This window comes from Duganella vulcania, assembly GCF_009857655.1.
Taxonomy (GTDB): domain Bacteria; phylum Pseudomonadota; class Gammaproteobacteria; order Burkholderiales; family Burkholderiaceae_D; genus Rugamonas; species Rugamonas vulcania.
In genome coordinates this window covers 1-25,468 of the sequence record NZ_WWCX01000030.1, presented here as the reverse complement: position 1 = coordinate 25,468, position 25,468 = coordinate 1, and the positions used below count along the sequence as shown (strand labels likewise).

The window sequence follows — 25,468 nt, the reverse complement described above, 5'->3', positions numbered from 1 at the left end:
CGAGGCAACATGTCTAAACTTTCCGTGCTGATCGGCGGCTTTGTCCGCCAGCACAGCCGTGCCTACGCCCTGTCCGGCGCCATGCTGGCCGGCGTGGCCATCCTCACCATCTGGGTGCCGCGCAAGGTCGGCGCCATGATCGACGGCCTGGCCGCCCACACCCTCGGCGGCAACGCGCTGCTGATGGAGATCGGCGCGCTGCTGCTGATCGGCGCCGGCATCTATTTCCTGCGCGTGGCCTGGCGCCAGATCCTGTACGGCGCCGCCTACCAGCTCGGCGTGTCGCTGCGCACCCGCCTGTACAACCGCCTCACCGTGCAGGGCGCCGCGTTCTACCAGCGCCAGCGCACCGGCGACCTGATGGCGCTGGCCACCAACGATATCGACGCCATCGAGATGGCCGCCGGCGAAGCCATGCTGGCCGGCTTCGACGGCGCGCTGACACTGGTGATGGTGCTGGGCGTGATGCTGCTCGGCGTCGACTGGCGCCTGGCCTGCATCGCGCTGCTGCCGTTCCCGCTGATGGGATGGGCGTTCTGGTACATCTCCGGCCACATCCACACCGCCTCCACCGATTCGCTCAAGCGCTTCAGCGCCCTCAACGACCATGTGCAGGAAACCCTGTCCGGCGTGCGCACCTTGCGCGCGCTGGGCCTGGAGCAGCGCAGCGCGCGCCAGTTCGGCGAGCTGGCGCAAAAGGCGTCCGACGCCAGCCTGCGCGCGCAGGTGTGGGAGGCGGCCTACGAACCGGCGGTCGGCCTGACGCTGACCGCGGCCGGCGGCCTGACGCTGGGCCTGGGCGGCTACCTGGTCTGGCAAAACCAGCTGACCATCGGCGCGCTGACCAGCTTCACCATGTACCTCGGCCAGCTGATCTGGCCGATGTTCGCGGCCGGCTGGGTGCTGTCGCTGATCGAGCGCGGCCGCGCCGCCTGGCAGCGCCTGCATCCGATGCTGGACGCGCCGCTGGCCATCGACGACCACGGCACGCTCACCGCCGTCGCGCCCGGCCCGCTGTCGCTGCACAACGTCACGTACGCCTACCCCGAGCAGGGCGCGCCGGCGCTGGGCGGCATCACGCTCGAACTCAAGCCGGGCCAGACGCTCGGCCTGGTCGGCCCCACCGGCTGCGGCAAGTCGACCCTGCTGCGGGTGCTGCTGCGCCAGCTGACGCCGCAATCGGGCAGCGTGCGCTGGAGCGGCCACGCACTGGACGAATACAAGCTGCACGCGCTGCGCGCCGCCATCAGCTGGGTGCCGCAGGAATCGTTCCTGTTCTCCGCCTCGATCGCCGACAACATCGCGCTGGCGCGACCCGGCGCCACGCGCGCGCAGGTCGAGCACGCGGCCACGCTGGCCGCCATCCACGACGACATCCTGCAGTTCCCGCAAGGATACGAGACCGAGGTGGGCGAGAAAGGCATCACGCTGTCCGGCGGCCAGCGCCAGCGCGTCGCCATCGCCCGCGCGCTGCTGGCCGATAACGACCTGCTGCTGCTCGACGACGCCCTCTCCGCCGTCGACACCGGCACCGAGACGCGCATCCTGCGCCACCTGGAAGAGCTGCGCCAGGCGCGCCACGGCCGCAGCGCCGTCATCGCCAGCCACCGCCTGAGCGCGGTGGTCAACGCCGACCTGATCGTCGTGCTGCGCGACGGCCGCGTCAGCGAAACCGGCAGCCACGAACAACTGCTGGAGCAGGACGGCTGGTACGCCAGCCAGTGGCGCTATCAACAATTGGAAGCCAGCCTCAATGCCCTTTAAGCCCGAACCCACCTCCGCGCGCCGCCAGACCTGGCAGGCGTTCTCCCTGCTGCGCCGGGCCGCCCTGCCCGACCAGCACCACCTGGGCTGGGCCGTGCTGTGGCTGGTGCTGGCCGCGCTGCTGGAAGTGTCCGGCCCCATCATGGGCAAGGCGCTGATCGACGAGCACCTGCTGCCGCACCACCTGGACTGGCCGCGCATGGCCGGCCTGCTGGCCGGCATGGTGCTGACCGGCTGGATCGCCAGCGGCCTGCGCTACCTGCAGCTGGTGCGCCTGTCCGGCCTGGCGATGCGCTCGGTGATGCGGCTGCGCGAGATGGTCTACACCCATGTGCTGCTGCTGCCGATGGCCTTCTTCGACCGCGCCATCACCGGCCAGCTGGTCTCGCGCGTGACCAACGACACCGAGGCCGTCAAGACGCTGTACATCCAGGTGCTGTTCGTGATGCTGGACTCGACCATCGTGCTGGTCGGCACGGTGGCGGCCATGGCCTGGCTGGACTGGCACCTGATGCTGATCGTGCTGGCGCTGCTGCCGGCGGTGCTGCTGATCGTCTGGCTGTACCAGCGCTGGAGCGCGCCGGCGGTCACGCGCGCCCGCGCGCTGCGCAGCGACATCAACGGCCAGATGGCCGAATCGATCGGCGGCATGAGCGTGCTGCAGGCGAACAACGCCGAGGCGCGCTTCGGCCAGCGCTTCGCCGCCACCAACCAGGACCACTACACCGCCCGCCTGGCCGAGCTGCGCGCCAACGCCTGGCTGCTGCGGCCGGCGCTGGACCTGTTCAACATCATCCTGCTGGCGGCGGTGATCTACCTGTTCGGCCAGCGCGCCATGACCGCCGCCGAAGTGGGCGTGCTGTACGCCTTCATCAGCTACCTGGCGCGCGTGATCGAGCCGCTGATCCAGATCACCATGCAATTCAGCCAGCTGCAGCAATCGGTGGTGGCCACCGCGCGCGTGGCCACGCTGCTGGACGAGGCCACCGCCACCGAGCACGCCAGCCACGGCCACGACGCCGGCCTGGCCACCGCGCGCACCGCCGCCAACGACGCCAACGCGCCGGCGGTCGCCATCCGCCACCTGAGCTTTGCCTACAACGAAGGCCATCCGGTGCTGCACGACCTGTCGCTGGAGATCCCGCAGGGCGCCTTCGTCGGCATCGTCGGCCACACCGGCAGCGGCAAGTCCACGTTGCTGTCGCTGCTGCTGCGCTTTTATCCGGTGCGCCAGGGCAGCATCGCCATCCACGGCATGCCGCTGGACGCCATCGCCAACGAGCGCTTCCGCGCCGACGTCGGCCTGGTGCCGCAAGACCCCTTCCTGCTGGCCGCCTCGGCGCGCGAGAACATCGACATGGGCCGCGGCCTGACGCAGGCGCAGATCGAGGCCGCCGCGCGCGCCGCCCACGCGCACGACTTCATCGCCGCGCTGGACCAGGGCTACGACACGCCGCTGGGCGAAGGCGGCTCGCGGCTGTCGGTCGGCCAGAAGCAGCTGATCGCCATCGCCCGCGCGCTGGCCGGCGCGCCGCGCATCCTGCTGCTGGACGAGGCCACCTCGCACATCGATTCGCAGACCGAGCAGATCGTGCAGACCGCGCTCGACGAACTGCGCGGCACGGTGACGGTGATCGCCATCGCGCACCGGCTGTCGACCATCCGCGACGCCGACCGCATCATCGTGCTCAACCACGGCCGCATCGCCGAGACCGGCCCGCACGAGCAGCTGATGCAGATAGACGGCGGCCTGTACCAGCGCCTCTACCTGCTGCAGCAGCTGGCCGCCTAGCTTTCATGTTCTGACAACTTTGTAAAAAACATTGCTATTCAACTGGCAAGATCGGCCATTTTCTTGCTATTTCCGCCACGAATAGTGTGCATTTCCGGGTGAAAAATCACGGTTTCACGGGCTTTCTCGTCTGCAACAAGAATATAATTGTCTAGACACTTTGCACGTGCAATGGACAACCGGGAGCGTCAGTTGGCGGGTATCAGAAATGGCTGGTGGCTAGTCCGCGCGGGACCGCGTGCCCTCGCGGCCGCCGCGGCACTCGCCCTGACGCCGGCGGCGCCGCACGCCGAGCCGGCCTCGCTGTATGACCGCATCATCGAAGTGCGCGAACAAAGCCGCTTCGTGCCGGACAAGGCCTTGACGCAGCTGCTCAAGCTGCAGGCCGAGGCGGCCAACGCGCCGCCGGCCACCCAGGCCGAGCTGCTCAACCAGCTGAGCGTGGCGAACATGCGCGCCGGCCACAGCGACGCCGCCCTGGCCGCGGCCGACCAGCTGATCGCCTACGGCAAGTCGCTGCGCGACAACGCCATCATCGCCAAGGGCCAGATGGCCAAGGGCTATGTGCTGTTCGACCGCGCCGAGGTCGAGGCCTCGCACCAGCTGTCCTTCGACGCCGAGAAGACCGCCGCCACCAGCAGCAACCTGGCCTTGCGCTCACAGGTCGCGATCACGGTCGGCCAGACCTATGCCGAGATGGGCGACTTCCCGGCCGCGCTGGCCAAGCTGCAGAACGGCGTCGACATGGCGCGCCAGGTGAACGACGATCCGGTGATGCTGGTCGGCGCGCTCAACGCGCTGGTCACGCTGTACACGCAGATGAAGGAATACGACAAGGCCTCGGCCGCGCTGGAAGAGCTGCTGACCGAGACCGAGAAGCTGCGCTCGCCGGGCCGCATGGCGATCGCCAAGAACACCGAGTACGGCCTGGCCATCGACTCGGGCCAGCCCAAGCGCGCGCTGCGCGCGCTGCTGCAAAGCCTGGACCTGGAGCGCAAGCTGGGCGCCGAGCGCATGATAGGCGTGACCCTGGTCAACCTGTCCGACAGCTACCTGAAGGAGCACGACTACCCGCGCGCGGCCCAATACGCGAACGAATCGCTGCGCTCGACCCAGCTGACCAACGACAAGTCGGTGGAGGCCACCGCGCGCGTCAACCTGGGCCAGGCCTACCTGGGCATGGGCCGCGTCGCCGAGGGCAAGAAGCAGTACGAGGCCGGCATGGCGCGCTACGAGCAGGAGAACAACAAGCCCGACCTGCAGGCCGCCCTGCGCGAATATGGCGAAGCGCTGGAGCGGGTGGGCGACCTGGGGGGCGCGGTGGCGGCCTACCACCGCGAGCGCGCGCTGTCGAACGAGCTGTTCGAGAAGCAGCGCCGGCAGGCGATGCTGGAGCTGCAGGAAAAATACGAGACCGAAAAAAAGCAGCGCCAGATCCAGCTGCTGAGCCAGGAGAACCAGGTCAAGGGCGCCGAGATCGACAACCGCCGCCTGCAGCAGCGCGTGTGGTGGCTGCTGGCCCTGGTGTTCGCGCTGGCGTCGATGGTGGTCGGGCTGTTGTACCGCAAGGTGCGGCACGCCAACGCCCAGCTGGAGGTGAAGAACCTGGAGCTCAAGGCGCAGTCCACCCTCGATCCGCTGACCTTGCTGTACAACCGGCGCCACTTCCAGGACTTCATGCGCGAGCGGCTGTCCGCCGGCCAGCCGCTGCCGGACAAGCGCACCCCGCACGGCGACGACGTGGTCGGCGCGCTGTTCCTGCTGGACGTCGACCACTTCAAGCACATCAACGACCGCTACGGCCACGCGGCCGGCGACGCCGTGCTGCGGATGATCGCCGAGAACCTGCGCGTGGTGCTGCGCGAGACCGACATGATCGTGCGCTGGGGCGGCGAGGAGTTCCTGGCCTTCCTGCCGGCGCTGCCGCGCCACGGCATCGACGAGGTGGCGCGCCGCATCCTGTCGGGCATCTCGTCGCAGGTGATCCGCTACCAGGAGCAGCAGATTTCGGTGAACGTGTCGGTCGGCTTCTCGCCGTTCCCGCTGGCGCCGGCCAACGAGGCGCTGCCGTGGGAGCGCGCGGTCAACCTGATCGACATGGCGCTGTACCTGGCCAAGGCCCACGGCCGCAACCGCGCCTACGGCGTGCGCGGCTTCAACAACTTCCAGCACACCTCGATGGAGCAGATCGAACAGGACCTGGAAGGCGCGTGGCGGGCCGGCTTCGTCGACCTGAGCGTGGTGTTCGGCAGCGAGCAGGAGCAGCGGCTGGCCGAGCACAACAACGTGGTCCCGCTCAAGCGCGCGCCGCAGGAGCCGGCGAAAACCACACCTCTTTGACTTTCCAAATTTCAACTCAGATATAGTAAGCTGGGTTTTCTGGAAAATTTCAAAGCGAGGGGCGGCAGGCGGTGATCAAGTCAGGGAACAGGTGGACAGGGGTGCGGGCGCGGCTGCGGTGCGCCGCCCTGCTGCTCGCGCTGGCGCCGGGAGCGGCGCTGGCGCTGTCCGAGCTCGACCAGCGCATCGCGCAGTTGCAGGAGCAAAGCAACCTCGATCCCGACAAGGCCCTGGCCCAACTGCTCGAACTGCAAGCGCAGATGGCGGCCGCGCCGGCCCGGACCCGTGCCGAACGGCTGGTGCAGGTCAGCGCCACGCAAAGCTATCTGCGCCGGTATGACGCGGCGCTGGCCACCGCGGCCGAGCTCACCGCCCTGGGCCGCGCGCAGCACGACGACGCCATCGTCGCCCTGGGCATGCGGGCGCGGGCGATCGCGCTGGCCGCCAGCGACCATGCCAACGAGGCGTACGCGCTGGCGCTGCAGGCGGAAAAGCTGGCCTACACCACCGGCGACAAGGCCGCGCAGGCGCGGGCCGCGACCACCGCCGGTTCGCTGAGCACGGCGCAGGGCAATTTCCTGACCGCGCTGGACCAGCTGCAGGCGGCGGTCCAGCTGGCGCGCCAGGCCAGGGACGTCCCGGTCCTGCTGCCCAACGCGCTGCAGCAATTGATCCATCTCCACGTGCGCACCGGCGAGCGCGAGCAGGCCTACGCCGCGCTGGCCGAGATGGAAAAAGCGGTGGCGGCGCAGCCGGCGCCGTCGCTGGCGATCGACGCCAAGTTCATGGAATACGAGGTGGCCAACCGCTTCGGCCAGCCGCAGCGCGCGCTGCAGGCGCTGCTGGACAACCTGGCGCTGCTGCGCAAGCTGGGCGAGCGGCGCATGCTGATCGCCATGCAGGTCAACATCTCCGACCTGTACCTGAAACAGCACGACTACGCGCAGGCCGCGCACTACGCATCCGAAGCCCTGCGGGAGGCGACCGACCGCCAGTCCGTGCGGGGCATGGCGAAGTCGCGCATGAACCTCGGCCACGCCTACCTGGGCATGCGGCGCGTCGCCGAGGGCAGGAAGTTTTATGAGGCCGGCCTGGCCTCGCTCGACCAGAGCGGCCGCAACGCCGACCTGCAGGAAGCGTTGATGGAATACGGCCAGGCGCTGGAACAGGCGGGCGACATGGCGGGCGCGGTGCAGGCCTATCACCGCGAGCGCAAGCTGTCGGACGAGATGGAGGAAACCCAGCGCCGCAAGTCCATGCTGGAGCTGCAGCAGAAGTACGAGACCGAGAAGAAGCAGCGCCAGATCGAGCTGCTGCGGCGCGAAAGCCAGGTCAAGGGCGCGGAGCTGGAGAACCGCCGGCTGGAGCAGCGCGTGTGGTGGCTGGTGGCGCTGGCGTGCGCGCTGGCCTCGGGCGTGGTGGGGCTGTTGTACCGCAAGGTGCGTCACGCCAACGCCCGGCTGGAGGTGAAGAACATCGAGCTCAAGGCGCAATCGACGCTGGACCCGCTCACCGCGCTGTACAACCGCCGCCACTTCCAGGACTACATGCGCGCCCTGCCGGACCCGCGCGCGCCCGGCGCATCGCAGGCGGCGCAAGGCGCGCCGCACGGCGACGACATCGTCGGCGCCCTGTTCCTGCTGGACGTCGACCACTTCAAGCATATCAACGACCGCTACGGCCACGCGGCCGGCGACGCCGTGCTGCGGATGATCGCCGAGAACCTGCGCGTGGTGCTGCGCGAGACCGACATGATCGTGCGCTGGGGCGGCGAGGAGTTCCTGGCCTTCCTGCCGGCGATCCCGCGCCACGGCGTCGACGAGATCGCGCACCGCATCCTGGTCGGGATTTCATCGCAGGCCATCCGCTATCAGGAACACGAGATTTCGGTGAACGTGTCGGTGGGCTTCTCGCCGTATCCGCTGGCGCCGGACGGCGCGCCGCTGCCGTGGGAGCGTGCGGTCAACCTGGTCGACATGGCGCTGTACCTGGCCAAGTCGCACGGCCGCAACCGCGCCTACGGCGTGCGCGGCTTCGAAAACTTCCACCTGACCACGATGGAGGCGATCGAGCAGGATCTGGAGAGCGCCTGGCGGGCCGGCTATGTGGACCTGAGCGTGGTGCTGGGCGGCGAGCCGGACACGCCGTCGCCATCGCCGTCGGAACATCACAACGTGGTGCCGCTCAAGCAGGCGGCGCAGAAGAACGGCCGCTGAGCTTTATTTGGCCGGGCCGGACGCCTCGCGTTCGCGGGCTTTTTCCTGCATTTTTTCGCCGGCCTGCTCCAGCTTCTTGCCGGCCTGCTCGGTGGCCTGGTTGAGTTTTTCGCCGGCGGCCTCGGTGGCCTTGTCGATCTGCTGGCTGGTTTCCTTGGCGGCGTCGGTGATCTGCTGGTTGGCCTGCTGCGCGGCCTCGGTCAGCTGGCGGCCGGCCTTGTCGGTGGCCTGGTCGAGCTTGCGGCCGGCCGTCTCGGCCGGGCCTGGGGTGGTGGGATCCTTCTTCTGGCAGCCGCCCAGCAGCGCCAGCACCACCATCGCGGCGGCCGCGCCGCGCACCGTTGTCATCGCCGTCATCGCCATCTCCTCAAGGAATCAAACATTCCCGACAGCATACAACGCCCGGCCCCGGAACAGCGCACCACTGCGTTAATTGTCCGGCTCGCCGGACGTGGACAAAGGCTCACGTCGTTCATGCTCAATCGCAACAATCTCGACTTGCTTACCGTGCACCAAATAAAAGACCCGAACAGGGAAGCGATGCAGCGACCAACTGCGCAAGTTCTTTCCAGGAAAAAGGTGGGCAAAGCGGCGAGAACCGATCTCGGGTAGCGACGCGATCAGGTCGCAGACAGACTGGAAGTCGTTACTGAAGTTCTCCGCCACCGAGGGCGAAGCGACACGGGCGTAATAATCGTAGGAGGCTTCGAAATCCGCTGCTGCTCGCGGCCGGATGACGACGGTGAACAAGGTCAGCCTTTTCTTGCCTGCTTGTTTTTCAGCCGTTCAAAGAAGCCGGCATCGACCGGTATAGCGGGGCCGCTCGCCAGCCCGGCATTCACCAGATCGATTATCCGCCGTTCCTCCTCGGTGCAAGGCTGAACGCCCCCCTCCGTTGCGGGCGAAACGGGCTGGGTATTGCCGGAGGGGCGGATCGGATCGGTCATGTCCTCAAGTTTAGCAAAAGCCACGCCGAAAACCACGCCCGTCACTTGATCCCGCGCAAACAGCCTTTACTTGTAGATGCCCACGCCGATGACGTAGTCGCCGACTTTTTCCACGTAGGTGTTTTTCTCTTCGAGGTTCTTGCTGATCGAGTTGGGCCACATGTACTTGACCCAGCCCTTGCCGGCCGGGCTGGCGCCGATCTTGAGGAATTCCTTGATCGGATAGACGCCGCCGGCGCTCAGCTCCAACAGGTTCTTGTTGACCATCTTGGCGTTCTGGCCGTGCGCCAGCGCCACGCCGGCCTTGTCGAACATGAACACGTACAGGTCGCCCTGGATGAACTCGCCCTTGGGATCGTTGAACGCGGCCACCGCCTTGTCCTTGCCGTTCTTTTGCAGGTACTCGCCGGCGCGCTTGACCATTGCCACCGCCTCGTCGGCGGTGCCGCGCCGGGGCGCGTCCTGCGCCGAGGCGGCGCCGGTCAGGCTCAGGGTCAGTGCGGCGGCCATTAACAACTGGAACAGATGCTTCATCGTGTATCTCCTCAGTGCGTGCGCCGCGGCGGCGTCGGTCAGGTGATCTTCTTGGGCGGGGGCGGCGGCGTGAAGACGATGTTCTCGGACTCCGGCGCGCCATCGAGCGCCTCGGACGCCTCCAGCCACTTCATCAGTTTTTCCATGCGGCGGATCAAGATGCCCTTGCTGCTGATGTAGCCGACCTGCTCGAAATTCTCGGGCTTGCTCACCATCTTGGACACGGTCGGCAGGTTCTCGGCCAGGCGCTCAAACGCCTTGCGCGCCTTCTGCTCCCATTTGGCCAGGTTCGGTTCGTTGAAGCGGTTGCTCTCGTAGTAGATGGTCAGCGTGCGGTCGTGGTTGCCGAAGCCGACAATCGCCGCCCCCTTGCGCACCGTCTCCAGCACATCGTCCTTGATGTTCGCGGTCGGCACGAACAACGCTGCGCGGCCGGTGGCGTCCGGTCGCTCCAGCGGCAAATCCTGTCCCATTATTACGCTCATCACGCTTCCTGTTGTCGTCGCCGGAGTTGCTGCTAGGCTATATTTGTGATTCTATCTCGCGCCCCTGCCCAATACAAGGAGAAACCGCGCAGGCGTGGCGCAACGGGTAATCGCGCCTGCCGAGCCCGTATAATGCGGGCTGATCCTTTTTGCCCGCCACGCCATGACGTCGTCCCCCCTCCCCGCCGGCTCCCGCTTCGGCGCTATTCCCGAACACGCGGTCGACACCGCCGAGCGCAACGTGCGCGACACGCTGGCCGTGGCCATCGAGCACGCCGCCCCGCACGCCGCGCTGATCGTCCACGACACCCGCACCGACCTCAACCGCGGGCTGACCGAAGCCTACCGCCGCGTGGTGCCGGACGCCGAGTTCGTCGACTTCGACGGCACCACGCCCGAGCAGGTGCTGGCCGCCTTCGCCCGCCTGCACGCGGGCGACCTGGTGGTGCTGATCCAGTCGACCAGCTTCCGGCTGGAGGCGTTCCGCATCCGCATCGAGCTGTTCAAGCGCGGCCTGAAGGTGATCGAGCACGTCCACCTGTCGCGCATGCCCGGCGAACAGGGCCTGCACTACATCGCCTCGCTGGCCTACGACCCGGCCTACTACCGCGGCGTGGGCCACGCGCTCAAGGCGCGCATCGACCGCGCGCAGCACGGCGTGGTCGACAGCGGCGACGGCGCGCGGCTGGTGTTTGGCTCGCCGTTTGAATCGGCCAAGCTCAACATCGGCGACTACAGCGGCATGAACAACGTCGGCGGCCAGTTCCCGCTGGGCGAGGTGTTCACCGAGGCGCGCGACCTGGAGGCGGTCAACGGCCGGGTGCGGATCTTCGTGTTCGGCGACACCCACTTCCTGGTCAACCAGCCGGCCACGCCGGTCACGCTGATCGTCGAGAAGGGCCGCGTGGTGGGCGCCGAGAACGCCACGCCGGAGTTCGACAACATGCTGGCCATCATCCGCGCGCACGAGGGCGAGGTATGGCTGCGCGAGCTGGGCTTCGGCATGAACCGCGCCTTCTCGCGCGAGCGCATGGTCGACGACATCGGCACCTACGAGCGCATGTGCGGCATCCACCTGTCGCTGGGCGCCAAGCACGGCGTGTACGCCAAGCCGCAGTTCAGGCGCAAGGACGCGCGCTACCACGTCGACGTGTTTGCCGTGACCGAGGCGGTCTACCTGGACGATGAGCGGGTCTACCAGGACGGCGCCTGGCGGCTCGACACCGCCCAAAAAACCGGATAAAAGTTTAATAGATTATAATAATTCTTTACGGAAATTTTTCTCAGAAAGAATTATTTTGCGCCATTCCTCCGTCCCCCTCTTGTCCACCGCCGCCCTGCTGCTGAGCGCCTGCGGCGGCGGTTCCGGCTCCGCTCCCGCCTCCACGCCCGCGCCGGCCCCCACGCCGGTGTCGGCGACGCCATTGGCGGTCGGCGCGGCCATCCCGGCGCCCGGCGGCGCCAGCGGCACCGACGCCACGCCCAGCCTGATGTTCAACCAGGCGCTGGACACGACCACGGTGAGCGTCGCAGCGCTCACGCTGAGCAGCCCCATCGGCCCGGTCAACAGCAGCCTGGCGCTGAACGGCAGCACCGTCACGCTGACGCCGACGCAGCCGCTGGTCTGGGGCAGCCACTACCAGCTCAGCGCCGCCACATCGCTGCGCGCCACCGCCGGCGGCGTGCTGGCCGCGCCCTACAGCACCGGCTTCGACACCCGCATGCCGGCCTGGAGCGCCACGGTCAAGTCCCCGGTCAGCAAGCCCGCCATGGGCAGCCTGCAGACCGCCGGCGCGCGCAATGGCGATGTCCTGGCGGTCTGGACCGAAGTGGGCGCCAACGGCGCCTCGCAGGTGACCTCGACCCGCTACACCGCCGCCACCCAGAGCTGGGGCACGACCACCTCCATCCAGGGCACCGAAAAATGGGGCGACTCGCCGGTGCTGCGCGCCGACGACGCCGGCAACGCCTGCGCGGTGTGGGAGGAGCAGCTGGACAACGGCAAGTACGCGATCAAGGCCGCGCGCTACAACGCCGCCACTGGCCGCTGGTCGGCGCCGGCGGTCGTGTCCCGGCCGGGCGAATATTCGTCGCGCTACTCCGGGGCGACCGCCGCCATCGGCCGCACCGGCGACATCATCGTCGCCTGGAAGCAGTACCACAGCACCGTGGTCAGCCAGGCCACCATCGATATCGCCCGCTTCGACGCGGCCAGCCTGCAATGGACGCCGGCCCGTTCGCTGCAGGACAGCCCGACGGACACCGGCTTCCCGGTCGCCGCCATCGACGCCGCCGGCAACGGCATGGTGCTGTGGTCGCAGCGCGGCCCGACCGTGGGCGTCACGCAGGCCTACGCGGCGCGCTACGACGCCCGCGCCCGCAACTGGGGTCCGAACACCCTGATCGTGCCGAACGCCGCCGGCGGTTCCAGCGTCCAGCAGTTCGTCTTCGACGCCGCCGGCGACGCGCTGGCGACCATCAGCCTGGCGACAGCGCCAAGCCCCAGCTCCGTGCACGCCATCCGCTACACCGGCGCCAGCAATACCTGGGGCCAGCCCGAGCTGATGGACACGGCCTACCATGACTCCACGCTGGCGGTCGACGCCGCCGGCAACGCGCTGCTGGTGTGGGCCACCTACACCGTCCCCTCGACCTTCAACATCAACAGCCGGCGCTATCAGCGCTCGACCGGGACCTGGACCGCGCTGCCCAACATCTCCAGCTACACCGGCTCCATCATGCCGCTGGCGTTCGACCCGGCCGGCAACGCGCTCACCTCGTGGGTGAACTACGACGGCGGCGTGTATTCGATGGTCACCATGCGCTTCAACGCCGCGGCGGGCAAATGGGATGCGCCGGTGTCGCTCGCCTCCGGCACCTCGGCGATGGGCGATCCCGCGCTGTCGCTGGACCAGAGCGGCCAAGCCATGCTGCTGTGGGCGCAGTACGCCAACCTCTACAGCTCGCCCGTGCAAGCCTCCTACGCCCGCCTGACCGGCCGCTAGCGGACTAGGCCAGCAGGCCGTGGGAGCGCAGCTCGCGGTCCCACGGCGGCACCGGCTGGTATTCGGCCACCAGGAAATCGATCAGCGCCCGCACCTTGGCCGACGGCTGCCGGCTGGCCGGATACAGCGCGCTCAGATGGTTGAGCGGCAGCTCCCAGTCGGCCAGCACCGGCACCAGCGTGCCCTCGATCAGCGCGCGCCACGCCAGGAAGGTGGTGTTGTAGACGATGCCCAGCCCGCGCTGCGCGGCGCGCTGCAGCACCACGCCATTGTTGGCCGTGAACGCCGCCTGCACCCGCACCGTCTGCCGCTCCGCGCCGCGCGTGAAGTGCCATTGCGTGCCGTCGGTCAGGTGGCTGAAGTGCAGGCAGCGGTGCTGGTGCAGGTCCTGCGGCGACTGCGGCACGCCGTGGCGCGCCAGGTAGGCCGGCGACGCGCACAACACGCCCCGGCACGGCGCCAGCTGCCGCATCGCCAGCGCGTGCACGTCGGGAATGCCGCCCACCCGCACCGTCAAATCGAAACCATGCTCGATCGGATCGAGCAGCGCGTCATCCACGTACAGCATCGGCGACAGCTGCGGATGCGGCACGCTGAAGCGCGCCACCGCGTCGGCCAGCCACTCGCTGCCAAAGCTGGACGGCGCCTGTATCCGCAAGGGGCCCGCCAGTTCGGCGCCGGCCTGGGTGGCCTGGCTCAGCGCCCGCGCCGCCTCCTGCGACTGCTCCACCGTCGCGATGCACGGCGCCAGATAGGCCTGGCCGGCGTCGGTCAGGCTCACCTCGCGGGTCGAGCGGTGCAGCAGGCGCGCCTGCAGCTTGTCCTCCAGTTGCAGGATATGCTTGCTGACCATGGCGCGCGTCAGCCCCAGGCGGCGGCCCGCCTCGCTGAAGCTGCGCTGGCGCGCCACCTCGATGAAAATCTCCATTGCGCGTAATTGATCCATATCACATTGTCTTCATTCCGGAGACAATGTGTCAACCTTTTACGGATTGTCCCGCTCCGGCGCGCGCCCTACAATGCGTCATCCCTTCCCGCACTTCGGAGCCCGCCATGCTGACAGACGCACAAAAACAACAATATCAACGCGACGGCTACATCGTCCTGCCCAACTTCAAGACGCCGCAGGAGATCGCCGCGCTGCGCGCACGCGCCGCGCAGATTGTCAACGATTTCGATCCCAGCGCCAAATCCGGCATCTTCAGCACGATCGAACAGGAAAAGACCAACGACGACTACTTCCTCGGCTCCGACAACACGGTGCGCTGCTTCTTCGAGGAAGAGGCGTTCGGCCCGGACGGCCAGCTGAAACAGGACAAGTCGCTGTCGATCAACAAGATCGGCCACGCCATGCACGACCTGGACCCGGTGTTCCGCGCCTTCTCCACCGACGTGCGGCTGGCCGCCGTGGCGCATGACCTGGGCCTGTCGCAGGCGCAGGTCTGGCAGTCGATGTACATCTTCAAGCAGCCCGGCATCGGCGGCGAGGTGCGCTGGCACCAGGACGCCACCTACTTCGACACCAACCCGGTCAGCGTGACCACCTTCTGGTTCGCGCTGGAAGACGCCACCCTGCAGAACGGCTGCATGTGGGCCGAACCGGGCGGCCACCGCGGCCCGATGCGCGAGCGCTTCCTGCGCAACGGCGACGAGGTGCGCATGGAAAAACTGAGCGACATGCCGTGGCCGGACGACAGCACCGCCGTGCCGCTCGAATGCAAGGCCGGCAGCCTGGTATGCTTCCACGGCCTGCTGCCGCACTACAGCGCGCCGAACCGCTCGGCCGTTTCGCGCCACGCCTACACGCTGCACGTGACCGACGCCGCCACCGAATACTCGCCGCAGAACTGGATCCAGCGCGACGCTTCCTTCCCGGTGCGGGGCTTCCTGTAATGCGGGTCGAGATTTTCGCCGCCCACTGGGGCAACAACGACCTGGCGCCGCAGGTGTTCATCGACCGCGTCAAGCAGGCCGGTTTCGACGGCATCGAGATGTCGCTGCCGCTGGACGCCGCCGCCCGCGACGACTGGACCGGCCGCATCGCCGCCGCCGGCCTGGGGCTGATCGCCGCCCAATGGGAGACGGTGTTCCATCCAACCTTCGAACCGCACCGCGCAGCGCTGGCCGAACTGCTGCACAACGCCTGCGCCGCCAGGCCGCTGCATGTGAACTCGCACACCGGCAAGGACTACTTCACGCCGGCGCAGAACCGCGAGCTGCTGGAACTGGCCGCCGCCATCTCGCGCCAGCACGGCGTGCCCATCGTGCACGAGATCCACCGCAGCCGCTTCAGCGGCCATCCGATGCTGCTGCTGCCCTACCTGGAGCAGATGCCGGAGCTGGAGCTGACCGCCGACCTGTCGCACTGGTGCTGCGCCTGCGAATCGCTGCTGGAGGACCAGCCGCACACGCTGGCGGCGACGCTGCCGCACGTGCGCCACATCCACGCGCGCGTCGGCCATCCGCAAGGGCCGCAGGTGGCCGACTTCCGCGCGCCGGAAGCGCAGGCCGCGCTGCAGGCGCACCTGGCGTGGTGGGACGAGGTGATACGGCTGCGCCGCGCGGCCGGCGCGCAGCGCATGACGCTGACGCCGGAATTCGGCCCGGTGCCGTACACGCAAACGCTGCCCTACACGCAGAAGGAAGTGTCGAACGCGTGGGAGCTGAACGTGGCGATGCTGGCGCTGCTGCGGGCCCGCTACGCTGCCTGAGATTCAAGCGGCGCCTCCTGCGGCGCCCGCATCGGCAGCATCAGCGTGACGGTGGTGCCGGCGCCGGGCGAGGAGTCGACCCGTATCGTCCCGCGCAGCACGCCGGTGACAATGTTATAAACGATATTCATCCCCAGCCCCGAGCCGCCCTGTCCCAGCTTGGTGGTGAAGAAGGGATCGAAGACCTTGTGCAGCGTGCCGGCCGTCATGCCGGCGCCGTTGTCGGAGAAGGTCAGCTTCACCGTGTCCGCGCCCTCGCGGCGCGCCTCGACCGCGATGGCGCCGTGCCCGCGGCCGTCGAAGCCGTGCAGCAGCGCGTTGCCGATCAAATTGCTCAGCACCTGGCTCAAGCTGCCCGGATAGGAATCGAACTCCAGTCCCGGCGGCACGTCGACGCGCACCTCGCAGCCGTTGCGCCGCAGCTGCGCCGCGTAGGTGGCCAGCGTATCGTGCACCACCTCGTCGAGCTGGAAGCGGCGCCGCTGGCCGCTGGCCTGGTCCACCGCCACCTGCTTGAAGGACGTGATCAAATCGGCCGCCCGCGTCAATGAGCTGTTCATGATGTCGCAGGCCTTGCGGGCGTCGTGCAGGTGCGCCTCCAGCACCGAGCGTTTCAGGCCGCCCTCCGACGCCAGGCGCCGTTCGAAATCGCGCACCATGTCGCTCAGCGCGCTGGCGGTCAGCAGGCTGTTGCCGATCGGCGTATTGAGCTCGTGCGCCACGCCGGCCACCAGCGCGCCCAGCGACGCCATCTTCTCCGATGTCAGCAGGTTGGTCTGCGCCTGCTTCAGCGTTTCCACCACCACCGCCAGGTCGCTGCGCGCCTGCTCCACGTTGGCCTTCTGCCGTTCCAGCTCGGCCAGGCTGTAATCCAGTCCGTGCTTGGCGTCGATCACGCGCCGGGTCGACACCAGCAGCGCCGCGATCAGCGCGCTGATGATGAAGCCGGCGACGCCGATCAGCAGCACCGGCAGCGGCGAGCGGCCGTATCGCCCGCCGCCGTAGCCCTCGAAGCGCATCAGCCAACGGCGCTGGCCGACCATCAGCGCCTTCTGCGACACCAGGCTGTCCAGCGGCGCGCGCACTCCGGCCGCTCCGGCGCTGTTGTAGAGCAGCGTGTCGGCGCTGGACGCCTGCACTGCCTTCGAGTCGAAATAGCCGTCGTCGTCGATGCGCACGTGCAGATGCTCCAGCAGCGGCGCATCGATCACCTCGCGCATCAGCGTACTGACGCGGAACACGATGGCGACGAAGCCCACCAGCGCGTCGCGCCGCTGTTCGACCGTCTGCAAGGGCAGGCCGCCGCGATAGACCGGCGTGCGCGCCACGAAACCCGGTTCGCCGGTGGCGTCCTGCACCAGCGTGATGCGCTCGGTGGCGACGATTTCGCCGGTGTCGCGGCCCAGCTCCAGCGCCTTCAGATGCGGCGGCAGCGCCGACAGGTCCAGGCCGAAGGCGTTCTCGTTGCCCTTCAGCGGCTCGGTGTATTCGATGATGAAATGCGGGTCGCGCAGGTTGGCCGGGTGCACCAGGAAACCGGGATAGCCGCGGGCCTCGATCGAGGTGTCGCCCTTGACGGCGGCCACGAACGGCGCCAGCCGCGCCTGCGGCACGGCGCGCACGAACTGGATCGCCTGGAAGCCGGGATAGCGGCGATCGAGCTTGAGCTCCGCCACGAAGCGGTGGAAGCGCAGGCGGTCGATGTCCTGGTCCAGCGCGTACATGCCCTTGATGGCCAGCAGCACGTCGAAGTAGGTTTGCAGCCGCACCTCGGTGTCGTGCGCCACCTTGTCGGCGTCGCGCTGGAAGTTCGCCTGCACCTGCTGGCGCTGCGTCATGACCACGAAGCCGCAGGTCGCGGCGGTGACACAGATACCTACAATGAACGCAAGGTAGCCGCGCGATCGCATGATGGGACGGCGGCGCCTATGCCGCGATGTGCGGCGTCGCCGCGCCGCTGGCCGGATGGTCGCTGTAACGCTCGGCGATGGCCATGAATTCCTCCTCGATGGTCAGCATGGCGTCGACCACGTCGGGATCGAAATGCTCGCCACTGGCCTGCCTGATCATCTCCATCGCCGTCTCGTGGGTGAAGGCCGGCTTGTAGACGCGCTTGGAGATCAGCGCGTCGTAGACGTCGGCCACCGCCATCAGCCGCGCCGACATCGGGATGGCGTCCCCCGCCAGGCCTTGCGGATAGCCGGAGCCGTCGTACTTCTCCTGGTGCGAGTACGTGATCTCGCGCGCGTAGCGCAGGAAGGTGTTGGTGTAGCCCAGGTGGTTCTCGACGTTGACGATGGCGTCGCGGCCGTACACGGTGTGCATCTTCATCACGGCGAACTCCTCGTCCGTCAGGCGGTCCGGCTTGAGCAGGATGGCGTCCGGGATCGACACCTTGCCGATGTCGTGCAGCGGCGCGGCCTTGAACAGCGACTTGATATTGGCCTCGCTCAGTTCCTCCCGGAAGCGCTTGTGCGATTGCAGCTGGCGGCCCAGCGCGGCCACGTAGTGCTGCACGCGGCGCAGGTGGTTGGCGGTTTCGTATTCGCGCGTCTCGGCCAGCGAGGCCAGGGCCCAGATCATCGCGTCGAGCATCTGGCTCAGCTCCGCCGTGACTTCCTCGACCACGTGCTCGAGCAGGTTGCGCTGCTGCTTGAGCAGCTCGCGCGAGTGGCGCAGCTGCAGGTGGGTGTCGACCCGCGCGCGCAGCACGTCGGCGACGATCGGCTTGTGCACCACGTCGGCGCCGCCGGCGCGGAAGGCGCGCGCCTCGTCGGCGTGACGTTGCAGAAAAATGACAGGAATGTCGGCGGTGTCGGGGCTGGACTTGAGCTGCTGGCACACGCTGTAGCCGTCCACCTCGGGCAGCGCGGCGTCCAGCACCACCAGGTGCGGGCGCGGCACCTGCTGCATGAGGTCCAGCGCGGCGCGGCCGCTGTTGGCCAGCTTGACCTCGTACTGGTCCTGCAGCAGGCCATGCACCAGGATCAGGTTGTCCGCCGCCTCGTCGGCGACGAGCACGATGGCCTTTTTGATATTCATGTGCCACTACTCCCGATATTGGTCTTTGTCGATATCATCATAACCGAGGCGTTTTGCCTGCAAAACATTTTTCTCGGCTAGCTTGCAATTGTATAGCGCACTATCTATACTGTAACCATGGATACCAAAACACCCCCCGCCGCCCCTTCCGCCGTGCCCCAGCTGGATGGCCAGCTGTGCTTTGCGCTGTACTCGACCTCGCTCGCGATGAGCAAGCTGTACCGCAAACTGTTGCGCGGCCTCGGCCTGACCTATTCCCAGTACCTGGTGATGATGGTGCTATGGGAGAAAAACGAACTGACCGTGTCGGAGGTGGGCGAGCGCCTGTTCCTCGACTCGGCCACGCTGACGCCGCTGCTCAAGCGCATGGAACAGGCCGAGCTGCTCACCCGCACCCGCGCCGCCAACGACGAGCGCCAGGTCATCATCTCGCTCACGCCGCACGGCGACGCGCTGCGCCACGAGGCGGCCAAGCTGCCGCCGTCCATCCTGCAAGCGACCCGCTGCACGCTGGACGAGGTGGTCGGCATGAAGCAGCAGCTCGACGCGCTGCGCACCAGCCTGATGTCCGCGAGCTGAGCGCGCCGATGACGACCTCGAACCCGATCTACACCCATCCCCTCCATGTGGCCGAGGCGCTGCGCAAGGACGGCTACGCGGTCATGCCGCCGCAGGACGTGGCGGCGCTGGCCGGCGTGACGCTGGCCGAACTGAACGCGCTGGCGCCCAGCTGGGACGCGCTGGAACTGGACAACTACCTCAAGGACGGCGGCCGTTACCGGCGCCGGCGCCACTCGTGCTTCGTGCAAAACGGCGCCGAGCTGACGCAGTCGCCGCACCGCGCGCACTGGCAGCCGCTCGAATACAACGCCCTGCACGGCGGCATGAACCGCCTGTTCGAGCCGATGCTGCCGGCCACCGTGGCGCAGCCGGCGTGGCAAAAGCTGGTGCGCGGCATCGGCCAGTTGTGCAGCGCGGCGCGCCGCAGCAGCGCGCCGTGGTATGTTGAGGCGCACCAGTTCCGCATCGACACCACCGACGGCATCGGCCGGCCGACGCCGGAAGGCGCGCACCGCGACGGCGTCGATTTCGTCGCCGTGCTGCTGGTGGGCCGCGAGCAGATCAAGGGCGGGGAGACTCGCATCTTTGAAGCCGACGGCCCGAACGGCAAGCGCTTCACGATGACCGAGCCGTGGACCATGCTGCTGCTGGACGACGCCGCGGTGATCCATGAATCGACGCCGATCCAGCCGCTGGCGGAACACGGCCATCGCGACACGCTGGTGCTGACCTGGCGGGCGGACGGTTTCCAGGGCCAGGAAAACGCACCCTGACGGGCCAAATCCGATATAGTCACACCAGCCAAATACGCAATCAGGAGGGTCGTCCGTGGACACCAGCTACGAAATCCAGCCCGACGAGATCGAGATCCTCATCGTTGAAGACAGTCCGACCCAGGCCGAGCGTCTGCGGCGGCTGATCCAGTCGATGCGGTACGGCGCGCGCGTGGCCGGCAACGGACAGCTGGCGCTGGAGGCGATCCGCGACCGCAAGCCGGACCTGGTGCTGTCCGATATCGTGATGCCCGAGATGGACGGCTACACGCTGTGCCGCGCCATCAAGACCGACCCCGACCTGCGCGACATCCCGGTGATCCTGGTGACGTCGCTGATGGACCCGAAGGACATCATCCGCGGCATCGAATGCGGCGCCGATAACTTCATCCGCAAGCCCTACGCCGAGGACTACCTGCTCAACCGCATCGGCCACATGCTGATGAACCAGAAGCTGCGCAGGAACCAGAACATGGAGATCGGCATCGCCCTGTACCTGGGCGACCAGAAGCACTTCATCAACGCCGAGCGGCAGCAGATCCTCGACCTGCTGATCTCCACCTACGAGCAGGCGGTGCAGGTCAACAGCGAGCTGCAGGCGCGCGAGCGCCAGGTGATCGAGCTGAATATGCGGCTGGCGCACCACGCGGGCGAACTGGAAACCATCAACCGCGAGATCGCGCTCAAGAACCTGGAGCTGGCCGAGGCGAGCCGCATGAAGTCGGCCTTCATCGCCAACATGTCGCACGAGCTGCGCACGCCGCTCAACGCCATCATCGGCTTCACCGGCGCGCTGCTGATGAAGCTTCCCGGCCCGCTGACGAACGAGCAGGACAAGCAGCTCAACACCATCCGCACCAGCGCGCGCCATCTGCTCTCGCTGATCAACGACATCCTGGACGTGGCCAAGATCGAGGCGGGCAAGGTCACGCTGGAGCTGGAGACGGTGCAGTGCCAGCACCTGGTCAACGACGTGGTCGACACCTTGCGTCCGCTGGCGCTGCAAAAGGGTCTGGGGCTGGAGGTGGAGCTGGCGCCGGACGCCATCGTGCTGCAGACCGACCGCCGCGCGCTGACGCAGATCCTGCTCAACCTGGCCAACAACGCGATCAAGTTCACCGAATCGGGCAAGGTGCGGGTGACGCTGTCGCAGCGGCCGGGCGATGGCCATGACACCGTCGAATTCTCGGTGGCCGACAGCGGCGCCGGCATCCGCGAGGAAGACCAGGCCAAGTTGTTCCAGGCCTTCTCGCAGCTGGACTCCACCTCGACGCGGCACGCGGAAGGCGCGGGCCTGGGGCTGTACCTGTGCCAGAACCTGGCCAACCTGATCGGCGGCTCGCTGTTCTTCAAGAGCGATTTCGGCCAGGGCAGCACCTTCACGCTGGCGCTGCCGCTGCGCGGCGCGTGAGCAAGCTTGGCTTTTTTATACTGTAGAAACTTGGACACCGTAGTTCTACGGTATTGCACCGCAACATAAATCGGCATATAGTTGGAACTGTCTCCTCCAACCGTTCGCTGAACATTGGAATTAAGCCCGCCCCGTCAAGGTAGCGGGCATTTTTTTTGTCAAACGAGATCGAGCCGCCCGGCGCGCGGCATCGATGGGAAGACCTGCACCAGCTGCTTGTCGCCCAGGCGCAGGTGGCGCTCGGCGATGGTGGCCAGCACGGTGCGGAAGTCGGTCGTCACCGGCAGGTCGCGGCCCTCGTTCAACTCGGCGTCGCCGACGCCGCGCCAGTCGCCCAGCACCTTGCCGCCTTTGACGCCGCCGCCCAGCACCCACATCGCATTCCCATGGCCGTGATCCGTGCCGCCGTTGCCGTTCTCGCGCGCGGTGCGGCCGAACTCCGACATCACCACGATGGTGGTCTGCTCGAACAATGGTCCGAGCCGCTGCGCCAGCACCGCCAGGCCCTGCCCCAGCGGCTGCAGGCGGTTGGCCAGCTGGCCGCGCGCCGAACCCTGGCTGGCGTGCGTGTCCCATCCGCCCAAGGCCACGAAGGCCAATTGGATATTGGGGTCGTTGCGCATCAGCGCCGCCAGCCGCGCAGCATCGTCGGGGAAGCCGTTCGGCAAAGGCGCGCCGCCGTTCGCGGCCTGCATCTCCGCCGACATTCCGCCACCCATGCCGCCGCCGGCCATCTTGCCGGCCGCCGCGTCCATCACTTCACGGTGCGCGTCCTGGCCCTGCTGGTAGGCGGCGCCGAAGCGCGCGTTGTCCGCGTACAGCTGGTCGAAGGCCTTGCCCACCGCCGGCCGGTCCAGCACATTGGCCTTGGTGCCGGCCGCGCCGTTGGCCAGGTTGACCGCCGCCGCATGGCCCGACAGGATGCGCGGCATGGTCGGGCCGATGCTCAACGCGCGCGTCGGCGTGGTGGTGCCGGGCAGCGCCGCCACCAGCCGGTTCATCCAGCCGTCCGCCGTGCTCTTGATGCCGGGCGTGGCCGATTCCATGTAGTCCTGCGCGTCGAAGTGCGAGCGGGTGATGTCCGGCGAGCCGCTGGCGTGGATGAAGGCCAGCTTCTTCTGCTCCCACAAGGGCAGCAGCGGCGCCAGCGCCGGATGCAGGCCGAAGTAGCCATCCAGGTTCAAGGCGCCGTTGTCCTCGCCCGGCCGTCCCAGCGCGATGGTCGGACGCAGGCGCGCGTAGTTGGCGTCGGCCACCGGCGCCACCACGTTCAAGCCGTCCACCGCGCCGCGCAGCATGACGACGATCAGCTTGCGGCTGGTGGCGTCGATGTTTGGCGTGGCGCCTGCTGTGGCTGCGGTCGCGGCCCAGGCGTGGCGGCCCAGCGGTATCATCAGGCCGGCGCCGGCGGCCAGCGCATTCAGGAAGTCTCTGCGTTGCATGGTGTTCTCCGTCTGGTGATTAGCGCTGCATGAAATCGGGACTGCCCAGCAGCATGGCCGCGCGCAATGGCGGCGGGCTGCCGGCGATGGCGTTCCGCGTCTTCGGCGAGATCGAACCGGCCAGCGTGGCCTGCAAGGCTTGCGCGTCCAGCGCCGGCGACAGCTGCGTGGCGAAGGCGATGCGCCGGCTCAGCGCATCGGGATTGAGCCACGCGTCCTGCGTGTTCTTGTAGCCGTCCGGTGTCTGGCAGCCGTACAGCGGCATGCCGAGGCGGTTCAACACGCCCAATGTCTGCTTGATGTCCGTCGGCGCCGTGTCGCTGGCGCGCGCGGCCGAGATCACGTATTGATATGGCGTCTTGAACTTCGCGCCTACCGCTTCCGGCGCCATGAACTCCGCGCTGGCGAACAAGGTGCGCAGCACGCTGCGGATGTCGCCCTTGCTTTCGATGTAGGTCTTGGCCATGCGGTCCACCAGCGCCGGCGGCGGCTGGTCCTGCACGAAGTACTGCGCCAGCTGGAAGCTCAGGTGATGCGCGGTGGCCGGCAGCATCGCCAGCACGTCCAGCGCGTACTCGCCCTCTTCCTGCCCGCCGGCCTTGATGCGGCGGCCCAGCCAGACCTTGTCGTCGCGGTCGTGGCGCGCGGGGTCGAAGGCGAAGGTGCGGTTGCGCTTCACCAGTTCGCGGTTGTCATAGGTCCAGCCAGTCAGCATGCGTGCCAGTTCGGTCACGTCCTTCTGCGTGTAGCCGCTGTCGACGCCCATCGTGTGCAGCTCCATCAGCTCACGCGCATAGTTTTCATTCAGACCGCTGCTCTTGGCTTTCTGGCCGCCCTGCTTCTTCCCGCGCGGGACGTAGCCGTTGGCCGTGGAGACCCAGTTGTCCAGGTAGTACAGCATGGCCGGATGGTGCGCGGTGGCGCCCAGCAGGTCGCGGAAATTCCCCAGCGCGTAGGGGCGGATCGCGTCGCGCTCGTAACTGGCGATCAGCGCCCGGTCGACGCCCTTGCCGGAGAAGACATTGAAATGGTTGAACCAGAAATCGACCATCACCTCTTCCAGCTGGTTCGGGCTGTCGATGGCGCGGGCGATGCGCGCCTCCGCCGTCTGCTGCGCGATGGCGGTGACCACCTCGCGGCGCTTGGCCTTGTCGCCGTCCGATTCGTCCTTGGCCATGGCGCGCACTTCCAGGAAGCGCTTCATCACCACGCCGGCCGGCTCCTGCGCCGCATCCAGCCCGGCCAGGCGCGCGCTCAGCGCCGGCGGCAGCGGCATGCCCGCGTTGAGCTGCGCGTCGATGTAGCGCTGCACGCCCATCTGCGTCACCCGTTGGATGTCGCCCGGCTTGGGACCGTAGGCGATGCGGTTGAGCACATGGGCGGCGGCCTGCTCGGGCGTCAGCGGCTCGGCCGCAGTGGCGGCGGTCGCGGAGACGGCCATGGCGGCAACGGCGATCCAGCGGGAGAAGTTCATGGCGGTGCTCCTGTCGAAAAATATATTTACTTTATAACGCAATATTGTTGCTCCCCAAACGACTGCCATGTATCGGTTGTAAGCGGCTGTTAGCGTTGCTTCATCAATAAATTAAACAACTGATTTAGTTATATCAATTGTTTAAATTATGTGATGTAATGCCGCCCATGAACGCTAAACCTACTTCCATCGATACCAGCCAGCCAGCCGAAGACGGCCGCAAGCCACGTTCGGACGGCGAGCAATCGCGCGAGCGGATGCTGCTGGCGGCCATGCGCCTGTTCGCCGCACAGGGTTTTTCCAGGACCTCGACGCGCGAGATCGCGCAGGCGGCCAATGCCAACGTCGCCGCGATCAGCTACTACTTCGGCGACAAGGCGGGGCTGTACCAGGCCTGCTTCAGTTTCATGTGCCAGCCGGAGCCCGACAACATCGCGCAGTTCGCGCAGCCGCACTTCACGCTGAGGCAAACGCTGGAGGGCTTCTACCGGCAGATGCTGGCGCCGCTGACGGCGGGCGGCGATGCGCAGCTGATGCTGCGTTTGTTCTACCGCGAGATGCTGGAGCCGACCGGCCTGTGGCAGCAGGAGATCGACAACAACATCAAGCCGGAACACCTGGCGCTGGTCGATGCGTTGTGCCGTCACCTGGGCGTGGAGCAGCCCACCGACGACGTGCACCGGCTGGCCTATGCCCTGGTCGGCATGGCGGTGCAGCTGATGGTCGGACGCGACATCATCGGCTCGATCACGCCGCACCTGCTGGACGGGCCGGAAGCGATAGAAAAGTGGGCGCAGTACCTGGTCGGCTTTGCCGAAGCCCTGGTGCTCGCCGAGAGATCCAAACTTCAACAAGGATAACCATGAAGATATTCCTACGGGCGGCGGCGCTGGCCGTCGCCGCGTCGCTGAGCGCCTGCGCCACGCAGGCCCCCGCGCCGCACGTGGCCGCGCAAGCGCCGCAGCACTGGC

Annotated in this window: 22 protein-coding genes; 12 read left to right on the top strand and 10 right to left on the bottom strand. The window is 67.5% G+C overall.

The genetic code is table 11. From position 1 onward, the window contains the following. Positions 1-9 precede the first annotated feature (9 nt). The 4 genes from GTP90_RS17460 (at position 10) to GTP90_RS17445 (ending at position 8,112) form a co-directional block, all read left to right on the top strand. A complete protein-coding gene (locus GTP90_RS17460; RefSeq protein WP_161084749.1) occupies positions 10-1,764 on the top strand; it encodes an ABC transporter transmembrane domain-containing protein in 1,755 nt (584 codons plus the stop codon). Beyond that, positions 1,754-3,556 carry an ABC transporter ATP-binding protein gene (locus tag GTP90_RS17455; RefSeq protein ID WP_161084748.1) on the top strand — a complete coding sequence of 601 codons (1,803 nt, stop codon included), beginning with the start codon at positions 1,754-1,756 and terminating at the stop codon, positions 3,554-3,556. The genes GTP90_RS17460 and GTP90_RS17455 overlap by 11 nt, the downstream gene beginning before the upstream one ends. A gap of 192 nt (positions 3,557-3,748) precedes the next feature. Further along, positions 3,749-5,896 (top strand): tetratricopeptide repeat-containing diguanylate cyclase, encoded by a 2,148-nt coding sequence (locus tag GTP90_RS17450; RefSeq protein ID WP_254451912.1) that lies wholly within the window; start codon positions 3,749-3,751, stop codon positions 5,894-5,896. 101 nt (positions 5,897-5,997) lie between these two features. Beyond that, positions 5,998-8,112 carry a tetratricopeptide repeat-containing diguanylate cyclase gene (locus tag GTP90_RS17445; RefSeq protein ID WP_371875074.1) on the top strand — a complete coding sequence of 705 codons (2,115 nt, stop codon included), beginning with the start codon at positions 5,998-6,000 and terminating at the stop codon, positions 8,110-8,112. 3 nt (positions 8,113-8,115) lie between these two features. On the opposite strand, the gene GTP90_RS17440 is transcribed toward GTP90_RS17445, so the two are convergent. The 5 genes from GTP90_RS17440 to GTP90_RS17420 form a co-directional block, all read right to left on the bottom strand. Beyond that, complete coding sequence (locus tag GTP90_RS17440) at positions 8,116-8,469, bottom strand: F0F1 ATP synthase subunit B family protein (protein WP_254451911.1); 354 nt, start codon at positions 8,467-8,469, stop codon at positions 8,116-8,118. A gap of 72 nt (positions 8,470-8,541) precedes the next feature. After that, positions 8,542-8,862 (bottom strand): type II toxin-antitoxin system RelE/ParE family toxin, encoded by a 321-nt coding sequence (locus tag GTP90_RS17435; RefSeq protein WP_161084744.1) that lies wholly within the window; start codon positions 8,860-8,862, stop codon positions 8,542-8,544. A 2-nt stretch (positions 8,863-8,864) separates the two neighbouring features. Further along, positions 8,865-9,059, bottom strand: a complete 195-nt coding sequence (locus GTP90_RS17430) for a hypothetical protein (protein ID WP_161084743.1) — start codon at positions 9,057-9,059, stop codon at positions 8,865-8,867. Between the two features lie 66 nt (positions 9,060-9,125). Then, positions 9,126-9,593, bottom strand: coding sequence for a cache domain-containing protein (locus GTP90_RS17425; protein WP_161084742.1), 468 nt, complete (start codon positions 9,591-9,593; stop codon positions 9,126-9,128). Positions 9,594-9,631: 38 nt separating this feature from the next. Beyond that, complete coding sequence (locus GTP90_RS17420) at positions 9,632-10,078, bottom strand: hypothetical protein (RefSeq protein WP_161084741.1); 447 nt, start codon at positions 10,076-10,078, stop codon at positions 9,632-9,634. A 163-nt stretch (positions 10,079-10,241) separates the two neighbouring features. Here GTP90_RS17420 and GTP90_RS17415 point away from each other — a divergent pair, with 163 nt between their 5' ends. Further along, complete coding sequence (locus tag GTP90_RS17415; protein WP_161084740.1) at positions 10,242-11,321, top strand: M29 family metallopeptidase; 1,080 nt, start codon at positions 10,242-10,244, stop codon at positions 11,319-11,321. A 55-nt stretch (positions 11,322-11,376) separates the two neighbouring features. Continuing rightward, positions 11,377-13,083, top strand: coding sequence for an Ig-like domain-containing domain (locus GTP90_RS17410; RefSeq protein WP_161084739.1), 1,707 nt, complete (start codon positions 11,377-11,379; stop codon positions 13,081-13,083). A 4-nt stretch (positions 13,084-13,087) separates the two neighbouring features. On the opposite strand, the gene GTP90_RS17405 is transcribed toward GTP90_RS17410, so the two are convergent. Continuing rightward, the gene (locus GTP90_RS17405) at positions 13,088-14,029 is read right to left on the bottom strand and encodes a LysR family transcriptional regulator (RefSeq protein ID WP_254451910.1); all 942 of its coding nucleotides are present in this window, start codon (positions 14,027-14,029) and stop codon (positions 13,088-13,090) included. Between the two features lie 107 nt (positions 14,030-14,136). Between GTP90_RS17405 and GTP90_RS17400 the strand changes: the two genes are divergently transcribed. Then, positions 14,137-14,976, top strand: coding sequence for a phytanoyl-CoA dioxygenase family protein (locus GTP90_RS17400; RefSeq protein WP_161084738.1), 840 nt, complete (start codon positions 14,137-14,139; stop codon positions 14,974-14,976). Next, positions 14,976-15,794: an IolE/MocC family protein gene (locus tag GTP90_RS17395; RefSeq protein ID WP_161084737.1), complete on the top strand. Its 819-nt coding sequence runs from the start codon at positions 14,976-14,978 to the stop codon at positions 15,792-15,794. The genes GTP90_RS17400 and GTP90_RS17395 overlap by 1 nt, the downstream gene beginning before the upstream one ends. Here GTP90_RS17395 and GTP90_RS17390 read toward each other — a convergent pair. After that, positions 15,782-17,704: a CHASE domain-containing protein gene (locus tag GTP90_RS17390; RefSeq protein ID WP_175048126.1), complete on the bottom strand. Its 1,923-nt coding sequence runs from the start codon at positions 17,702-17,704 to the stop codon at positions 15,782-15,784. The two genes, GTP90_RS17395 and GTP90_RS17390, sit on opposite strands and share 13 nt — an antisense overlap. Before the next feature lie 16 nt (positions 17,705-17,720). Beyond that, the gene (locus GTP90_RS17385; RefSeq protein WP_161084736.1) at positions 17,721-18,836 is read right to left on the bottom strand and encodes an HD-GYP domain-containing protein; all 1,116 of its coding nucleotides are present in this window, start codon (positions 18,834-18,836) and stop codon (positions 17,721-17,723) included. Positions 18,837-18,953: 117 nt separating this feature from the next. On the opposite strand from GTP90_RS17385, the gene GTP90_RS17380 reads away from it, so the two are divergent. Genes GTP90_RS17380 through GTP90_RS17370 form a run of 3 tightly spaced genes read left to right on the top strand, consistent with a single transcriptional unit; the run spans position 18,954 to position 21,581 of the window. Beyond that, a complete protein-coding gene (locus tag GTP90_RS17380) occupies positions 18,954-19,415 on the top strand; it encodes a MarR family winged helix-turn-helix transcriptional regulator (protein ID WP_161084735.1) in 462 nt (153 codons plus the stop codon). Between the two features lie 8 nt (positions 19,416-19,423). Next, positions 19,424-20,170 carry a 2OG-Fe dioxygenase family protein gene (locus tag GTP90_RS17375; RefSeq protein WP_161084734.1) on the top strand — a complete coding sequence of 249 codons (747 nt, stop codon included), beginning with the start codon at positions 19,424-19,426 and terminating at the stop codon, positions 20,168-20,170. A gap of 55 nt (positions 20,171-20,225) precedes the next feature. Continuing rightward, complete coding sequence (locus GTP90_RS17370; protein ID WP_161084733.1) at positions 20,226-21,581, top strand: hybrid sensor histidine kinase/response regulator; 1,356 nt, start codon at positions 20,226-20,228, stop codon at positions 21,579-21,581. Positions 21,582-21,739: 158 nt separating this feature from the next. On the opposite strand, the gene GTP90_RS17365 is transcribed toward GTP90_RS17370, so the two are convergent. Continuing rightward, positions 21,740-23,023, bottom strand: a complete 1,284-nt coding sequence (locus GTP90_RS17365) for a DUF1501 domain-containing protein (protein WP_161084732.1) — start codon at positions 23,021-23,023, stop codon at positions 21,740-21,742. Positions 23,024-23,042: 19 nt separating this feature from the next. After that, on the bottom strand, positions 23,043-24,497 hold the full coding sequence (locus tag GTP90_RS17360; protein ID WP_161084731.1) for a DUF1800 domain-containing protein: 1,455 nt from the start codon (positions 24,495-24,497) through the stop codon (positions 23,043-23,045). 167 nt (positions 24,498-24,664) lie between these two features. Between GTP90_RS17360 and GTP90_RS17355 the strand changes: the two genes are divergently transcribed. Continuing rightward, a complete protein-coding gene (locus GTP90_RS17355; protein WP_161084730.1) occupies positions 24,665-25,357 on the top strand; it encodes a CerR family C-terminal domain-containing protein in 693 nt (230 codons plus the stop codon). The last annotated feature ends 111 nt before the right edge of the window (positions 25,358-25,468 follow it).

Excerpts from the sequence above, each read along its gene's own strand:
- GTP90_RS17375 (WP_161084734.1), top strand. The coding sequence starts at position 19,424 with ATGACGACCTCGAACCCGATCTACACCCATCCCCTCCATGTGGCCGAG.
- GTP90_RS17380 (WP_161084735.1), top strand. The coding sequence starts at position 18,954 with ATGGATACCAAAACACCCCCCGCCGCCCCTTCCGCCGTGCCCCAGCTG.
- GTP90_RS17455 (WP_161084748.1), top strand. The coding sequence starts at position 1,754 with ATGCCCTTTAAGCCCGAACCCACCTCCGCGCGCCGCCAGACCTGGCAG.
- GTP90_RS17425 (WP_161084742.1), bottom strand. The coding sequence starts at position 9,593 with ATGAAGCATCTGTTCCAGTTGTTAATGGCCGCCGCACTGACCCTGAGC.
- GTP90_RS17385 (WP_161084736.1), bottom strand. The coding sequence starts at position 18,836 with ATGAATATCAAAAAGGCCATCGTGCTCGTCGCCGACGAGGCGGCGGAC.
- GTP90_RS17360 (WP_161084731.1), bottom strand. The coding sequence starts at position 24,497 with ATGAACTTCTCCCGCTGGATCGCCGTTGCCGCCATGGCCGTCTCCGCG.
- GTP90_RS17415 (WP_161084740.1), top strand. The coding sequence starts at position 10,242 with ATGACGTCGTCCCCCCTCCCCGCCGGCTCCCGCTTCGGCGCTATTCCC.
- GTP90_RS17390 (WP_175048126.1), bottom strand. The coding sequence starts at position 17,704 with ATGCGATCGCGCGGCTACCTTGCGTTCATTGTAGGTATCTGTGTCACC.
- GTP90_RS17355 (WP_161084730.1), top strand. The coding sequence starts at position 24,665 with ATGAACGCTAAACCTACTTCCATCGATACCAGCCAGCCAGCCGAAGAC.
- GTP90_RS17395 (WP_161084737.1), top strand. The coding sequence starts at position 14,976 with ATGCGGGTCGAGATTTTCGCCGCCCACTGGGGCAACAACGACCTGGCG.
- GTP90_RS17430 (WP_161084743.1), bottom strand. The coding sequence starts at position 9,059 with ATGACCGATCCGATCCGCCCCTCCGGCAATACCCAGCCCGTTTCGCCC.
- GTP90_RS17365 (WP_161084732.1), bottom strand. The coding sequence starts at position 23,023 with ATGCAACGCAGAGACTTCCTGAATGCGCTGGCCGCCGGCGCCGGCCTG.
- GTP90_RS17440 (WP_254451911.1), bottom strand. The coding sequence starts at position 8,469 with ATGACGGCGATGACAACGGTGCGCGGCGCGGCCGCCGCGATGGTGGTG.
- GTP90_RS17405 (WP_254451910.1), bottom strand. The coding sequence starts at position 14,029 with ATGGATCAATTACGCGCAATGGAGATTTTCATCGAGGTGGCGCGCCAG.
- GTP90_RS17400 (WP_161084738.1), top strand. The coding sequence starts at position 14,137 with ATGCTGACAGACGCACAAAAACAACAATATCAACGCGACGGCTACATC.
- GTP90_RS17420 (WP_161084741.1), bottom strand. The coding sequence starts at position 10,078 with ATGAGCGTAATAATGGGACAGGATTTGCCGCTGGAGCGACCGGACGCC.
- GTP90_RS17460 (WP_161084749.1), top strand. The coding sequence starts at position 10 with ATGTCTAAACTTTCCGTGCTGATCGGCGGCTTTGTCCGCCAGCACAGC.